The sequence below is a fragment of the Acidovorax sp. AC410 genome (genome assembly GCF_979253235.1).
In genome coordinates this window covers 98,085-111,003 of sequence record NZ_CEEDCG010000002.1, presented here as the reverse complement: position 1 = coordinate 111,003, position 12,919 = coordinate 98,085, and the positions used below count along the sequence as shown (strand labels likewise).

General features: G+C 58.5%; 10 protein-coding genes. 6 read left to right on the top strand and 4 right to left on the bottom strand.

From position 1 onward, the window contains the following. Nucleotides 1-249 (bottom strand): DMT family transporter (locus AC0IZS_RS33185; RefSeq protein WP_471639645.1); only part of this gene is annotated, 249 nt, incomplete at its 3' end. A 301-nt stretch (nucleotides 250-550) separates the two neighbouring features. On the opposite strand from AC0IZS_RS33185, the gene AC0IZS_RS33180 reads away from it, so the two are divergent. Together AC0IZS_RS33180 and AC0IZS_RS33175 are read left to right on the top strand one after the other, a co-directional pair. Beyond that, the gene (locus tag AC0IZS_RS33180) at nucleotides 551-1,807 is read left to right on the top strand and encodes a 3-phosphoshikimate 1-carboxyvinyltransferase (RefSeq protein WP_034127624.1); all 1,257 of its coding nucleotides are present in this window, start codon (nucleotides 551-553) and stop codon (nucleotides 1,805-1,807) included. Between the two features lie 133 nt (nucleotides 1,808-1,940). Next, complete coding sequence (locus AC0IZS_RS33175) at nucleotides 1,941-2,330, top strand: hypothetical protein (protein WP_471639644.1); 390 nt, start codon at nucleotides 1,941-1,943, stop codon at nucleotides 2,328-2,330. Between the two features lies 1 nt (nucleotide 2,331). On the opposite strand, the gene AC0IZS_RS33170 is transcribed toward AC0IZS_RS33175, so the two are convergent. Next, the gene (locus AC0IZS_RS33170) at nucleotides 2,332-2,931 is read right to left on the bottom strand and encodes an NAD(P)H-dependent oxidoreductase (RefSeq protein ID WP_054898696.1); all 600 of its coding nucleotides are present in this window, start codon (nucleotides 2,929-2,931) and stop codon (nucleotides 2,332-2,334) included. Nucleotides 2,932-3,003: 72 nt separating this feature from the next. Between AC0IZS_RS33170 and AC0IZS_RS33165 the strand changes: the two genes are divergently transcribed. After that, the gene (locus AC0IZS_RS33165) at nucleotides 3,004-3,441 is read left to right on the top strand and encodes a TetR/AcrR family transcriptional regulator (RefSeq protein WP_471639643.1); all 438 of its coding nucleotides are present in this window, start codon (nucleotides 3,004-3,006) and stop codon (nucleotides 3,439-3,441) included. Nucleotides 3,442-3,483: 42 nt separating this feature from the next. Here AC0IZS_RS33165 and AC0IZS_RS33160 read toward each other — a convergent pair whose 3' ends face one another. Together AC0IZS_RS33160 and AC0IZS_RS33155 are read right to left on the bottom strand one after the other, a co-directional pair. Next, nucleotides 3,484-4,773 carry an ISL3 family transposase gene (locus tag AC0IZS_RS33160; RefSeq protein WP_023343400.1) on the bottom strand — a complete coding sequence of 430 codons (1,290 nt, stop codon included), beginning with the start codon at nucleotides 4,771-4,773 and terminating at the stop codon, nucleotides 3,484-3,486. A 14-nt stretch (nucleotides 4,774-4,787) separates the two neighbouring features. Further along, a complete protein-coding gene (locus AC0IZS_RS33155; protein ID WP_032429244.1) occupies nucleotides 4,788-5,105 on the bottom strand; it encodes a DMT family transporter in 318 nt (105 codons plus the stop codon). A 435-nt stretch (nucleotides 5,106-5,540) separates the two neighbouring features. Here AC0IZS_RS33155 and AC0IZS_RS33150 point away from each other — a divergent pair, with 435 nt between their 5' ends. The 3 genes from AC0IZS_RS33150 (at nucleotide 5,541) to AC0IZS_RS33140 (ending at nucleotide 12,888) form a co-directional block, all read left to right on the top strand. Further along, complete coding sequence (locus AC0IZS_RS33150) at nucleotides 5,541-5,864, top strand: H-NS histone family protein (RefSeq protein WP_172415286.1); 324 nt, start codon at nucleotides 5,541-5,543, stop codon at nucleotides 5,862-5,864. A 238-nt stretch (nucleotides 5,865-6,102) separates the two neighbouring features. Continuing rightward, on the top strand, nucleotides 6,103-7,359 hold the full coding sequence (locus AC0IZS_RS33145) for a hypothetical protein (RefSeq protein WP_087865351.1): 1,257 nt from the start codon (nucleotides 6,103-6,105) through the stop codon (nucleotides 7,357-7,359). Between the two features lie 147 nt (nucleotides 7,360-7,506). Then, nucleotides 7,507-12,888 (top strand): strawberry notch C-terminal domain-containing protein, encoded by a 5,382-nt coding sequence (locus AC0IZS_RS33140; RefSeq protein WP_305540535.1) that lies wholly within the window; start codon nucleotides 7,507-7,509, stop codon nucleotides 12,886-12,888. Nucleotides 12,889-12,919: the final 31 nt, after the last annotated feature.

The window sequence follows — 12,919 nt, the reverse complement described above, 5'->3', positions numbered from 1 at the left end:
ATTAACCGGTTCAGCCAAAAATGCGATTCCGACAAGAAAAGCGCCTACAGCTCCTATTCCCGTCCAGATTGTGTAGGCAGTTCCGAGTGGAATAGTTCGCATGGCGACTGCTAACAGCCAGAAGCTGGCCACCATTGTAGAAATCGTGATGATCGATGGTAAGAGCCGACTGAAGCCATGAGATTGCTTCATTGTGTAAGCCCACACAATCTCAAGGACACCGGCAACGAGAAGATATACCCAAGGCATTGACCCCTCCGAAATATAACGGGGCCAGGTCGTCCTGGTCATTACTTCCCAAGGTGGGGGAGGTCGTCCTCCTATAGATGGACTGATACTAACCCGCGAAGGGAGGCTGATCAACCATATTCTCCGGTGAGAAAGTGGGAATTACAGGCTGCCAGCAAAGGAGATATCAACCAGATATTCCGGTTACCCTAAAATACGCAGATCACCCACTCACTCGACAAGCATGGCGTGTTTGCCTGATGATTCGGGTCCGCACGTCGGCCACTCCACGCCACCTCGCCTTGACCAGGAGCCTTGTACCTTGAGTTCGCAGAAAACCGTGACCGTTACACCGCCCAACTTCCCCCTCACTGGCAAGGTCGCGCCCCCCGGCTCCAAATCCATTACCAACCGTGCTCTGTTGCTCGCGGCACTGGCCAAGGGCACCAGCCGTTTGAGCGGCGCGCTCAAAAGCGATGACACACGCCATATGTCGGTCGCCCTGCGGCAGATGGGCGTCACCATCGACGAGCCGGACGACACCACCTTTGTCGTCACCAGCCAAGGCTCGCTGCAATTGCCGGCCCAGCCGTTGTTCCTCGGCAACGCCGGCACCGCCATGCGCTTTCTCACGGCTGCCGTCGCCACCGTGCAAGGCACCGTGGTACTGGACGGTGACGAGTACATGCAAAAACGCCCGATCGGCCCGCTGCTGGCCACCCTGGGCCAGAACGGCATCCAGGTCGACAGCCCCACCGGTTGCCCACCGGTAACGGTGCATGGCGCGGGCAAGGTCCAGGCCAGGCGTTTTGAGATTGACGGAGGCTTGTCCAGCCAGTACGTATCGGCCCTGCTGATGCTGGCGGCGTGCGGCGAAGCACCGATTGAAGTGGCGCTGACCGGCAAGGACATCGGCGCCCGTGGCTATGTGGACCTGACCCTCGATTGCATGCGTGCGTTCGGGGCCCAGGTAGACATCGTGGACGACACCACCTGGCGCGTGGCCCCCACGGGCTATACCGCCCATGATTACCTGATCGAACCCGACGCTTCCGCCGCCACTTACCTGTGGGCCGCAGAAGTACTGACCGGTGGCCGTATCGATATTGGTGTAGCCGCGCAGGATTTCACCCAGCCCGACGCCAAGGCACAGGCCGTGATCGCGCAATTCCCGAACATGCAGGCCACGGTGGTGGGTTCACAAATGCAGGATGCGATCCCGACCCTGGCGGTGCTCGCCGCATTCAACAATACCCCGGTGCGCTTCACTGAACTGGCGAACCTGCGCGTCAAGGAATGTGACCGCGTGCAGGCGCTGCACGATGGCCTCAACGAAATTCGCCCGGGCCTGGCGACCATCGAAGGTGATGACCTGCTGGTTGCCAGCGACCCCGCTTTGGCTGGCACCGCCTGCACCGCACTGATCGATACCCACGCCGACCATCGCATCGCCATGTGCTTTGCCCTGGCCGGGCTGAAAGTCTCGGGCATTCGCATCCAAGACCCTGATTGCGTAGCCAAGACCTACCCTGACTACTGGAAAGCGCTGGCCAGCCTGGGCGTTCACTTGAGCTACTGACACACAAACCTGTGGGAGCGAGCTTGCTCGCGAAAAACGTTAACCAAAACGCGTGTTTGCTGAATGAATGCGGCGCCTGTGAGTTTTTCGCGAGCAAGCTCGCTCCTACAACTGAACCTTGCCGGGAGCGTCAATGACCCTTCGCCAACCCTGCCCACCCGGCGCCTGTGTCTGCAACCGTGAACAACTGCTGGAAGCTCCCGGCGCTGATCTGCGCATTCTGCAACTGACGCGACAGCAGGAAAAAATCCTGCTGGAGCGCCTGGAAAACCTCAAGAGCCTGCAAGACCTCGAACACTTGCAACGGCGGATGTACGACCAACTCGGCATCCGCGTCCACATCGCGCCCGGGCATACCGAGGTCAAAAGCATGCGCGGGATCCAGATCGTCATCGACGAACTGCCGGGCATGTGCCGCAAGACCCGCCAGTCGATCCCCGCCTCCATTCGCCGTGGCCTGGAGAAAAACCCAGAGATTGCCTACCGCTTGCTCGACGCCCACGACCTGTTTCGCGACGCTTGAATTATCCCGCGATGGCCTCACGCTCAAACAACCCCTGCCCCACGGTCCGGGCCTTGTGCAAATGCGCCTGGGCCGTGCCACTTTCCGAGTCCAACAACAACTCGGAAGTGAGTACCCGCGCCCCGCAATAATCAAAGATGCCGTAGTCGATCTGGGTATTCATGGCCTTGGCATAACCGTGTCGATCGAAGGCGCTTTCGTCAGCCGCCCCCAGGGCCAGCACATGTACGTGCAAATGCCTGAGTTTCTTCTGCACCGGTGTATCGGGGCCGTAATCAATCGCCCAGCCATTGACGAATACGCGGTCGACCCAACCCTTGAGCAACGCTGGCATTGACCACCAGTAGATGGGGAACGCCAGCACCAGCGCGTCGGCGCGGTCTATGCGGGCCTGTTCGGCCTGCACGTCGGCTGGCGGCGTCGCCCGAGTACGGTGCACCCGATGGTCGGCGATGGTGTAGCGTGGATCGAACCCTTCAGCGGCAAGGTCGGCTATTTCAAAGGTGTGGCCAGAGGCGGTCAAGCCCGCGCCCACCTCGGCGGCCACACTGTGGGTGAGAGATTGCGGGTCGTGATGAGCAACTACGATCAGTGCGTGCATGACTTTGACTCCATTTGAGCTTAATCTACTTTTAGTAAGTTACGTCGAATAAGTTACTTTTGGTATATAAGCATGTCAAGCAGTGAATCCCCTGCCCCACGTCGTCGTTTGTCCCGTGAAGATCGCCTGCGCCAGTTACTCGACGTGGCCTGGCAATTAGTGCGTGACGAAGGCACCGACGCCCTGACTCTGGGCCGCCTGGCCGAGCTGGCGGGCGTCACCAAACCAGTGGTTTACGACCACTTCGCTACACGCGCAGGGTTGCTGGCCGCGCTGTATGCAGACTTCGACGCGCGCCAGGACCAGGTATTTGCCGATGCCATCGCCACCAGCAAGGCGACCCTTGAGGACCGCGCGTGGGTTATCGCGTCGTCGTATGTCGATTGTGTGTTGTTGCAAGGTCGGGAAATACCCGGGGTGATTGCCGCCTTGAGCGGTTCGCCGGAGTTGGAAGCATCCAAGCGCGAATACGAGGCGATCTTTCTCGATAAATGGGGTATCCGGATTTAATGGTTGATGGGGCTCCTTCACCCCACCAACCTTATACCACCCTCAGATGGTTGATAGATCGACCCCGTAATTGAGTTCCTCTGCGAAATCCGACAGTCCGTAACAGATGGTTTTCTTGTAGAATGGAGAGACCTTCGCAGTTGAGGCCTTCTTCTTGTGCTTCGTGGTGTAGAGCATTCGTGCCCGCATCACCTCGAAGGAGTAACCACGCCCTTCACGGTTCTTGTCCTTGGCCAGTCGGTTGATGGATTCCGTGTAAGCATTGGTGACGGGCATATCCGTCTCGAAGTAGGTCATGATCTCTTCGCGCCAGTTGCCCACCGCTCTGACCAGATCGCTCCAGATTTCCTTCTGGCCTTTCGGGACGGTGGCTATCCACTCGTCCAGGGCGGCTTCTGCCTGGGAGCGCGTGATGGCATCCCAGATGCCGTAGAAGTGCTCCTTGTGCTCGTAGGCGGCCAGCAGTTGCGGGAATGCGCCTGTCCAGGTCTCCATGATCAGCCGCTCTCGGTCTGAGACTTCGTGAGCGCGTTTCAGCAGGATTTTCCGGTCTCCCTTGAGGGTTCGGCTCTGGGAGGGTTTCAGCTCCTTTCTTAGGCCCTTGCGCACCTTCTCCAAGGCATCATTGGCCATGCGCACCACATGGAATTTATCGACCACGATACGGGCCTGTGGTAGCACCGTCTTGACCGCCGTACGGTAGGGGTTCCACATGTCCATGCTGACGATCTCGACCTTCTGCCGGTCTTTCAGCTTCATCAGGTAGTTGGTCACCAAGTCCTGCCGGCGGGTGGTCAGCAGGTCGAGCAGGGTTCTCTCCTCGATGTTGGTCAGAATGCAGCGGTAGCGCTTGTTCAGGTACAGCTCGTCTATACCCAGAATGCGAGGCGTCTCGAATCGGTGCCAGCGCCCCAGGAACTCGGCGCGAGCGCTGAAGATGTCGCGTACCGTCTTCTCGTCCAGGCCAGTCTGCGCCGCCACGAAGGTGTAGGGGTGGTTGAAGGATTCTTTCTCCACGTACTCATGCAGCCGCCGCGTCATGCGGAAGCCGTCCACCATCTCCGGTAGCTGGGGCCTGAAGGAGGTCTTGCAGGCCCGGCAGGTGTACCGGCGACGAACCACCCAGAGGGTGACCCGCTTGCCGTGGATGGGCAAATCACGATAAGGAACATCACGCTTGCCGAACCGCACGATTTCACCCTGCACGCCACATTTCTCGCACGCGATGGGATCGGGTGCGTCCACCTGGAAGTGCATTTCGTCGTCTGTCGACTTGGAGTCCCTGACCTCATAATTTGAGAGGTTAATAAGGCCAGTAACGAGACCCATCATTAATAACCTCGATGTCAGGCGCTGGATAGTTTCATTAACACCAACCCTGAAACAATGAGGATCGCAGCAATGATTCTCGCTGCATTAACCGGTTCAGCCAAAAATGCGATTCCGACAAGAAAAGCGCCTACAGCTCCTATTCCCGTCCAGATTGTGTAGGCAGTTCCGAGTGGAATAGTTCGCATGGCGACTGCTAACAGCCAGAAGCTGGCCACCATTGTAGAAATCGTGATGATCGATGGTAAGAGCCGACTGAAGCCATGAGATTGCTTCATTGTGTAAGCCCACACAATCTCAAGGACACCGGCAACGAGAAGATATACCCAAGGCATTGACCCCTCCGAAATATAACGGGGCCAGGTCGTCCTGGTCATTACTTCCCAAGGTGGGGGAGGTCGTCCTCCTATAGATGGACTGATACTAACCCGCGAAGGGAGGCTGATCAACCATATTCTCCGGTGAGAAAGTGGGAATTACAGGCTGCCAGCAAAGGAGATATCAACCAGATATTCCGGTTACCCTAAGAAAACTGGGTTTGCCAAGTATGAGGAAGCAACCTATCAGCATGTTTTCGGCGGTGTCTACGAGTCGGCCATACCCAACGGCAACCGTATTATTTTTGCGGGAAAGCATGCTGCGGATGTTGCAAGCCATCTTCCCGATTCTGCGCGTATTGATGAATCGGATGCGACGGTGATGCGGGATCGTTTCTCTCCGGTTAATTCTCTGCTTGTTCGCTGATGCGGATTGTGAAAGGAGTGCCTGTGTTGACGGATGAGGATATAGATGCTCTTTCGCTCGGTGAGCTGATGGAGTTGCATGAAAATGTTGGTGCCCGCATAGAGCGATTGAGGGCTGCAGGCAGGGCTCAAGCAATTACCAAGGCCAGGGCATTAATTGAGAAATATGGAATCGAGCCTTTGGTGATATTTGGCGCGGATTGGGAAAATGGACAAAAACCCCGCAAGCGAGCCGCGCAGAAATACTCCGATCTGTCCGCTGGTAAGGATTGGGATGGCATCGGAAAGACGCCGCGATGGGTGGTGGGAAAATCCGCGAGATTAATAAAGTTCCCAAACCTTATCGGCTGAATACGCGGCGTATCTTGTTGATCTGTCCGGGCGATGCAGTTGCGCTGTTCCTGTATTGATCTCTGATGTTCAAAGAGGCATCGTTGCGTTAGTTGATCGAAAATTTCAAAAAGCGCGACGGCGCATTTATGATGTTTGTCAATTTGTACGCGGTAAAAATGGCGATGTGTTGACAGTACAATTTCATGCGGGCTATATTCCGGCCAACGTAATTTCCCTCGTTTATTTGGAGAACCGCATGAGCAGCACCTTCGACCCTTCCATGGCAAAAGACGCTTTGAAGCCGCAGGCTCAGCAGCAGCGGCGCGTTTTTGATGAGCGCGTCTTCATGGCCGTAGAGCGGTTTGAGCTTTCGCGCCCTGGTACGGGTGGAGAAGACTGGGCCATTGGGCGCTCCGTGACCGATCCCAGCGTGAAGCTGGCCGTTCGCTTGAGCACGGTGGAAGAGCGGATGGTGGACATGCCCAAAGCCAATGAGGCCCGTCTGCGTCAGTCCTACGAAAGCGGCGAATTTCGCCGCGAAACCCTGGCCGAGAAAGCGGCAGGGAAGATCAAGCTGATCGCGTTCGATGGCGCTCGCCCGCTTGGCGAAACAGAGCATGGCGTCAGGACGTACCGCGCACACTGGCCGCAAACCATGGCAGCAAAGCCCGAGGCCGAGGTGGTACACGGCCTGGGCACGATCAACCTGTTCCAGCCCAGAGATGGCGCCCCTGGCAAGGCGTCAGCCCATGTGGAATATCTGCGGACCTCCACCATCGTGGATGGCTCCAATGTGCGCGAGGCCCTGGGGTCGGCCTTGGCGACTAAGGATGACCAGGGCAATGCCCGTGACGGCCACGCCATCATGCGCGTCTACCACGGGGGGACTGAATTCGCGACAGCGCGTGTTTTCCCTGCGCGGGAGGAATCCGTGGTGAAAGACCCTCTGTATGGCGACAACAAAACGGTTCGTCTGCCAGTGCCGGGGGATGCAAGCGTAAAGGCGTTGCTGGATGGCAAAAGGGCAGGCCTGGACAATGTGGATGTACAGAACGATCTTGCACGGGCCATCGTTGCCGGAATTCTGGACGATGATGAGCCTCCTGTGTCCCACGTCATGGCGCCAGAAAAGGCTGCGAATTTCTTCTACGGGGCAAAGGCGGGTGAGCTGACGGTCGAGATCGTGGCCGCTGAGCGCATTAATTTCGGTCTGGACAGCGCGAAGACGTACCTCAAGGACATTGAAAACCCGAAGTTCGCCGGGTATCTGGTGCGCACGGAAGTGGAGGGCGAGCGCACTACCGTTGAGCGCGGATATGGCAACACCGTCACCGCGATCCAGCGGCATCCCGATGGCCTGCCTTATGCGATCTACGCATCGCCCCAGGAGCACTTCCCCCAGGTCAGTCCCCTGGCGCACTTTGATGCGCAGATGCCCCTGACTTCTATCCTGCCGGAAGACCCCAAAGCTCCCCGAAAAGAGGCTGCTTACGAGAGCAGCCCAGGCATGTAACGCTTCATGAGCGGCAAGAAAACCACCACGGCGCCCAGGTGCCCTGGTGGTTTTTTATTTGTGCCGTATTGGTGCTGTATGCGCGTCGTATAGGTGTTGTGTGGGTGCTGTTTGTGCCCTGTTTTGGTGGATTTTGAGGGTAGTGCTTTGGCTGCAAAGAAATGGTTTGATCTCGCTTCCCATGGCTATTTTGTCGGTGCGGCAAGGCTGCGCGATGGGGTGCAGCGCATCTTGTTGCTGGATGTTGAGGACAAGGCAGACGCCGACAAGCTGCTTGCGGCGGGCTTTGCTCGTACTCAGGGCTCGCCAGCCTACGAACGCGGGCTGTATTTCCTGGCGCGTGACGATCAGCGCATCAAAGGGGCAGAGCTGGCTGCAGCGTTGGGCCTGCCCAACTGCCCCATGGTCGTCAAGGAAAGCGACGAGATTGCCCGCGAATTTCAGGCGGCTTTCAAAGACAAGATTGGCAAGAACCTCTGGACTGCGTTGCAGCAGTCTCGCCAGTTGGGCCGCAACAAGGATGGCTATCTCGTACACGAGTCGAATACGGGACGTTTGATCCAGTGGACCAATGACAACGGCGATGCCGAGATCGTTGCAGCGAACTCGAAGGCTGGCCGCGAGCTGGGTGCCGGAGCCTTTCTGTACGCCGATGACGCGGAGTCCTTGGCGGATTGCGCGCAAGGGTTCTTTGGGGAAATCAGGGCCGGTGCCCGCAAAGACTGGTCTGACATGGAGCGGGCCACCCGAGCTGCTTATGCCCGCCACCTCGTCAACGGCGAGGTGTCTGACATGCAACTAAAGGCCTTTCAGGAGGCGGTCGAGGCTGCAGGCTACCGAGCCTTCAATAGCCGTCCCTCCCGGAAGATCGACAAACTCGCGTTCACCGTGGCCGAGGACTACTACAACGGCCTGCCGGTGGCGCGTATGCGGACTGCCGAGTCGATAGCGCTGCAGCAGTATTCGACCCCGCTACCGATGGGGGTCATCGCCCAGCGCCTTCTGGTGGGCAATGAGGACTTTCAGGGCAAAACGTTCGTGGAGCCCACGGCGGGCAATGGCGGGCTGCTGACGCTCGTCAACAAAGGGGGGCGCGTCTTTGCTATCGAACTGGACAGCAAGCGTGCGAGCGTGCTCAAGGCCAACCAGTGCGAAAAGGTGGTGGTTGGCGATGCTGTGGAGCTGAACTATCGACGGGCGCTGGAACAGCCCGAGGGCTTCGACTATTCGATAACGAATCCACCATTTGGAGCCATGGAGCGGGATCGTTCGTTTGAGAAGCTGCCGCGTGTGCGGCGTGCGGACTACTACATTGCCCTCAAGACCCTGGAAGCCCGCAAGCCAGAGGGTCGTTCGGTATTGATCCTGGGGGGTGATGACGCGCGAAATCCGGGCGAGTTTCGTGGCGGCACCAAGGCGTTTCTCGAATACGTCTATGACCACTATGAGGTGCTGGGTGCGGTCGAGCTGGACGGTCGGATGTACGCAAAGCAGGGTGCGGGCGCCAATGTGCGCATGTTCTCAGTCGGTGCGCGCCGCGAGGTGCCATTGACCATAGAGATTCCTGAGCGCTTGCCGGTGATTCGTACCTACGCCGAGGCTTGGGATTGGGCCGAGCGCGTCGTGGCAACCTACCCAGCAGCGGTGGTCGAGGCCGTCACTGTGGTTGAGCCGGAGCGGCCTGAGTTCGAGCTGCAGGGCGATTCGCCCGCCCAGATGCCGGTGATGGCCTCTGTCGAGGTAGATGCGGGCGAAGCGCCTGCAGCGCCAGTGAAGAGCGTGCCAGAACGCAAGGTGAATGAGTACCAAGCTCCCTACCAAGCGGCTTCCAAGGTTGCGCCGCCGACTGGCATGGTTCCGATCAACCTTGCCGGTGCTACCTATGGCGCTCTGGCCGATCTGGAGTCGAAGGTCGGCCCGATTGATGACTATGTGGCGAGCAAGCTGCAGTACGCAAAAGAAGATTTGGGTGGGTACTTCTCGCCCGAGCAAGTTGATGCGCTGGGCCTTGCGATCAGCAAGATGGACGATGGCCGAGCATTCACAAACAGTGATTTCACGGGCTTCGGTAAAGGACGCTTCTGCGCCGCGATGCTGCGCTATGCAAAGCTGGAGGGCAAGGTTCCGGTCTTCCTGACGCTAAAACCAGAATTGTTCACGGACATTTTTCGTGACCTAAAGGACATAGGTTCAGACGATCTGTTCCGCAGCCCGTTCATCTTCAATGAAGGGGTCGGGATCATGCAGTTTGGGTCTGGCTCCGATGTGTTGCACCCGGCCACGTCGTCCAGCGCACGCAAGGCGGCGCTCGATGCTGGGGTGCTGCCCGAAGGAACTGATCTTGTGCTCGCCACGTACAGCCAGTTCCAGCGCAGGCCTGAGATCAACCGCAAAGCGGGTTTTCTGGCCGAGATTGCCAGGCAGGGCACGGCCTTCGTGGTGGACGAGGCCCATGTGGCTGCTGGCGAGTCCAACATCAGTGCGTCCATCGGCGCCGCCCTTTCCGAGACGGATTCGGTGGTTTATGCCTCGGCTACCCCATTCAAGGGGGTGGCGTCATTCCACATTTATTCGCGGATGTTCCCCAAGTCCGTCGATCTCGCAAGCCTGCCGGAGACGCTGAAAGCAGGTGGCGAGGCCTTGATGGAGGCCATCAGCTCCAACATGGCCCGCGATGGGGTGTTCATCCGTCGCGAGCTGGACTTGTCCAAGCTGGAGTTTGCGTCGCGCGAGCCATCGCCTGAGCGCACTCAATTCAACCGTGACGTTAGCGACAAGGTTGCACGCATCCTGAGTCGCATGTCCTACCTGTCTGGTGATGTGAGCAAGGAAGTCAACGAGCTGAATGCGGGGTTCAAAAAGCAGCTCGAAGGCATCCCGGAAAACGAACGCCAAGGTGCGCGCATGCAGGCGTCCAGCATGAACTTCGGATCACGTCTGTACAGCCTCAATCGGCAGTTTCTGTTGTCGTTGGTGGTTGAGGATGCTGCCGATGCCGCGATACAAGCGTTGAAGGAGGGCCGCAAGCCGGTGATTGCGGTCGAGAACACTGGAGAAAGCCTGCTTCGCGAGGTTCTGCAGCGCCGCGCGAACGTGGCCGAGCTGCTCGATGAGATCGAAAGCATCAAGGCCCGCCCAGGCGACGACGCTGCAGACGCGCAGGAGCGCCTGGATGCACTCAAGGAGCAGGTGGACTCAAGGATGGCAGCGGTCAAGCTCGAAAAGCCGCCGCAGTTCCGTGATCTGCTGGAGGTGATGCTGGATCGCATCGGAGTCATTAAGGTTCAAGAGCGCTATGGTGAGTACAGCACACACCGCCCATCGTCTGAGGAGTACCAAGACGAAGCGAAGGCGCTGCGTGCGCTGATCCGAGAGCTGCCCGACATGCCGCTCAGCGCCCTGGACGTTATCAATCAGCGTCTGCGTCAACATGGGTATGAGCCAGCCGAGGTTTCAGGGCGCACTGTGTCGTTGCATCAAGAGCTTGAGGGAGGGCAGTGGGTGCCCACGGAGCACAAGAAAGCCAACGCGGTGGCGAACGTGGCTGGTTTCCAAAGCGGCCAGTACGACTGCATCACGATCACCCGCGCCGGGTCTACGGGGATCTCATTGCACGCTACCAATCGCTTTGCAGACTCTGATATTCGGCAGCGTGAATTCATCATTGCGCAGAAGGCCGCAAACATTGCCGAATACCTGCAGTGGATGGGCCGCGTGAATCGTCGCGATCAGGTGTGCCATCCGATCATGCGCAGCCTTGAGACTGCGCTGCCAGCGGAGTCGCGGCTGACGATGATGCACAACTCGAAGCTGCGGCGCCTTTCTGCCAACACCACCTCTAACCGCGACAACTCGAACATCTCGGACGAGTCGCTTGATCTGCTGAATGACCTGGGCGACGAGATCGCGCTGGAGTGGCTGGTCGAGAATCCGCGGTTCGCGCGTGATCTGGACATTGACCTGCCAACGGACGAAAACTCGCTGGATGCCCGCGCCCAGGACAATCCGTACATCAACAAGCTGATGGGTCGGTTGGTGATGCTGCCTGTCGCCAAGCAAGAGGAAATTCTGGCTACTTTGTCCCAGCGATTCCAGGCCAAAGTCGAGGAAATGGAGCAGCGTGGCGTCAACCCGTTCAAGGTGGATGTGTACGAGTGGGGCGCTCGCGTGGTGGCAGAAGATGAGCTGGTCGCGCCTACGCTCAAGATCACCTCATCGACCTTCGATGAGCCGGTGAAGATCGTGAAGCTGCACTACGAGGAAGAGGTCGTGCCGATTCGCGAGGCCAAGCTGATCGAGATGATCCGTGCGGGCATGGCCGACTACCACGAGGCGTTTGGGCATGGAGACGAAGGCAGCACGAACCGCGCGAGGTTTCGCGAGGCCGTTGCCAATGCCGCCGAGGCCTTCGTGCACAGGCAGCTCCCGGACGAGCTGCGCGAGGCGGTTGAGGCGGGCACCAAGTCCATCCACGACGCCCTGGAGCATGAAAAGGCGACGAGTGCCAAGCGTGCAGAGATGCGCATGCGCTGCCTAGTGAACGGATGGCCTCAGATGCTTCCAGGCACGCTCATTGAGTTTGATGACCCGATCAAGGGGACGCTCAAGGGCTATGTGACTGATGTGTCTTTGCCCAGGCCGGAGGCCCTGACGTTGCTGGGCGACTACCGCATGCGTGTGGTGTTTCCTGGCGAGAGCGGGGTGAAGACGGTTTCGCTGGCCACGCTGTTCAATCAGGATAAATCGCTGGGCGAGTTCAGCAGCTTGCGCATCAACACTGACAAACCAGACAACGGGATTGCGAGCTGGATCAAGCGTGAGTACGACAAGCTCATGTCTGGCTACAACGATGTGCCGGATGGGCTGGTGACTCGCTCGGCCATTGTGCTGAGCGGCAACATTTTCCGCAGCGTGGAGCTTGCGAGCAATAACGCCCTCGGCAACCCCATTCTCTACACGGATGCCGAAGGCAACCGGCAGCGCGCAGTGCTTGTGCGGTCGCATATCTCGCCTGAGAAGCTGAAAAGCATGCCCATCGGCATGGACGCCGATGACGTGGCTCAGTACATCCGCGCGGTGGACGCGAAGTTTGAGGCGCTGCCTGACAAAGGCTACAAGCCGTGCGTGGAGATGCTGATCTTCAACAACGCCCTGCTGGACGGCCCAGAGGACGGCGGCATTGTGCTTTCGCGCCGCACGCCTGGGCAGTACATGCTGCGCCTTCCCGGTACCAAGAAACATGCTGGCGGCTTGATGGCAGATGGACGGATTTTCGACATTGGTCCAAAGACACCGCCTGACAGCTTGAGGCTCAAGCTGGCGGGCACCCGAAAGACCATGAGCTGCAAGGTGGATGAGGGGCAGTTGCCGGAGTTGTTGACCCGGATGAACCAGGGCCACCATGTGAGTCGTTTTTTCGTTCACGACCTGGACTTGGAGATCATCAAGCAGCTCCAAAAGGCCAACAGGGAGAGCACTGCAGCGCTCGCGCAATCGCGCGATACCGGGGTTGTTGCTTCCTTGGGCTAATTGGATTTCTCAAAGGGTCCAATCGGTGTCA